Below are 1613 nucleotides of genomic sequence, written 5' to 3' on the forward strand. Positions count from 1 at the left end.
CATCGCCGCCCGGTGCCGGCGGGCGGCCCGGGCGGTGTTGCGCAGCACGTTGGCGGCGATGCCGAACAGCCACGGCCGCACGCTGCCGCCGTCCTCCAGCAGCTTGCCGCGCAGCCGCCACGCCTCCAGGAAGGTCAGCGAGACGACGTCCTCGGCGGCGGCCCAGTCCCCGAGCGTCCGCAGGGCGTAGCCGTACAGGGCGTCGGCATGGTCATCGAATATCTCCCCGAAGGCGCTCTGGTGCCCGGCGCGCAGCCGGGACCGCAGTGACAGTTCCACATTCCTACCTGTCCGCTCGTCCGGTGCGGTTCCCTGTCGATCTCCGCACACCCGCAACGCCCTTCCGGACGCCCTGCGGGACCGGTCGAGCGGCGGCGGTCACGGCGCGGCCCGCTCCTCCGGCACGACCGCGAAGGCCTCGATCTCGACCAGGAAGTCGGGCCGGGCGAGCGCCGCGACCTGCACCGCGGAACTGGCGGGCGCGTGCTCCGGGTCGAGCACCTCGTCCCAGACCGTGCGGACCGCCGGCAGGTCGGCGATGTCGGCGAGGAAGAACGTCAGCTTGACCACGTCCCGCCAGCCAGCGCCGACGGCGGCGAGGCAGCGCTCCAGGTTGGTGAAGACCTGCCGCACCTGGGTGAGCGGATCGCCCGCGCCGACCAGCTCGCCCTTCTCGTCCAGCGCCACCTGCCCGGCCACCGAGACGAACCGCCCCCGCCCGCTCACCACATGGCTGTACCGGCCGCTCGGCGCGACCCCGGCCGGCTCCATGATCCGGGTGATCTCCGCCATGACGTCACTCCCTCCGACGGCCGGGCACCCTGCGCGGCCGTGCACGACCCCGTCATCCTCGCCGCCGTGTCCACCGGCCGACACCGAACATCGCACCGGGTGCGGCGGTGACGGGGCGTCTGTCGGTGGTGCCTGATCTGATTCCGGCGGGATCACCTGGCGGAGAGGGCAGCGATGGGCGTACTGACCGACTACTTCCGTGCGCCGGACGCGGATGCCGTCCGGCGGGTGCTGGAGCGGACGGAGGGCCGGTCCCCGCTGTCCGGCCGGCAGCCGGCCTTCGACGGCGTCCGGTCGAAGGGGCTGGATCCCCATGTCGTCCTCGGGCAGCTCGTCGCTGCCGTCCGGGAGGTGCCCTGGGAGGTGGACCTCGTGGGGGAGGCACCCGTCTGGCCGCCCGGTCCGGCGCCCGCCGCGGGCACGGTGGTGGACGACGACGATCCCTGGGGGACCGGCCCCTGGGTGGCCGAACTCGGCGATGCCGCCCGCGACACCCTCGCCGGGGTGGCGGACGGGGACGTGCCGGCGGTCGCCGCGCGCTGGGCGCGGGCGGAGGAGCTGCACGGTGCCGCCGGGGAGGACCTGCAACCGGTGGTCGAGCTGCTGGTCGGGCTGGCCCGGCGTGCCCGGGCGGACGGCGAGTCGCTCTACTGCTGGACCTGTCTCTGAGCCCGGGCTCCGGCAGGTGGTGCGGCCACCGGTGGCCCCGGGAAGCCGCGCCGATCGGCGCGCCGTCCCCCCGGGGTGGGGCGGGCGGGCCGCCGCGATACCCATAACAAACCTGTTGACAAAAAAGAACACAAAAAAAATAAATTATTGAG

General features: G+C 73.7%; 3 protein-coding genes. 1 reads left to right on the forward strand and 2 read right to left on the reverse strand.

What is annotated here, in order from left to right:
• The coding region (locus ABZ641_RS36520) for a sigma factor (RefSeq protein ID WP_359988830.1) at nt 1-279 on the reverse strand (279 nt) is incomplete at its 3' end.
• A 99-nt stretch (nt 280-378) separates the two neighbouring features.
• On the reverse strand, nt 379-792 hold the full coding sequence (locus tag ABZ641_RS36525; RefSeq protein WP_359988832.1) for a RidA family protein: 414 nt from the start codon (nt 790-792) through the stop codon (nt 379-381).
• A gap of 174 nt (nt 793-966) precedes the next feature.
• Here ABZ641_RS36525 and ABZ641_RS36530 point away from each other — a divergent pair, with 174 nt between their 5' ends.
• Nucleotides 967-1461, forward strand: a complete 495-nt coding sequence (locus tag ABZ641_RS36530; protein ID WP_359988834.1) for a hypothetical protein — start codon at nt 967-969, stop codon at nt 1459-1461.
• The last annotated feature ends 152 nt before the right edge of the window (nt 1462-1613 follow it).

Origin of the sequence: Kitasatospora sp. NPDC007106 (assembly GCF_040634455.1) — a bacterium.
GTDB classification, from domain to species: Bacteria; Actinomycetota; Actinomycetes; order Streptomycetales; family Streptomycetaceae; genus Kitasatospora; species Kitasatospora arboriphila.

Excerpts from the sequence above, each read along its gene's own strand:
- ABZ641_RS36530 (WP_359988834.1), top strand. The coding sequence starts at position 967 with ATGGGCGTACTGACCGACTACTTCCGTGCGCCGGACGCGGATGCCGTC.
- ABZ641_RS36525 (WP_359988832.1), bottom strand. The coding sequence starts at position 792 with ATGGCGGAGATCACCCGGATCATGGAGCCGGCCGGGGTCGCGCCGAGC.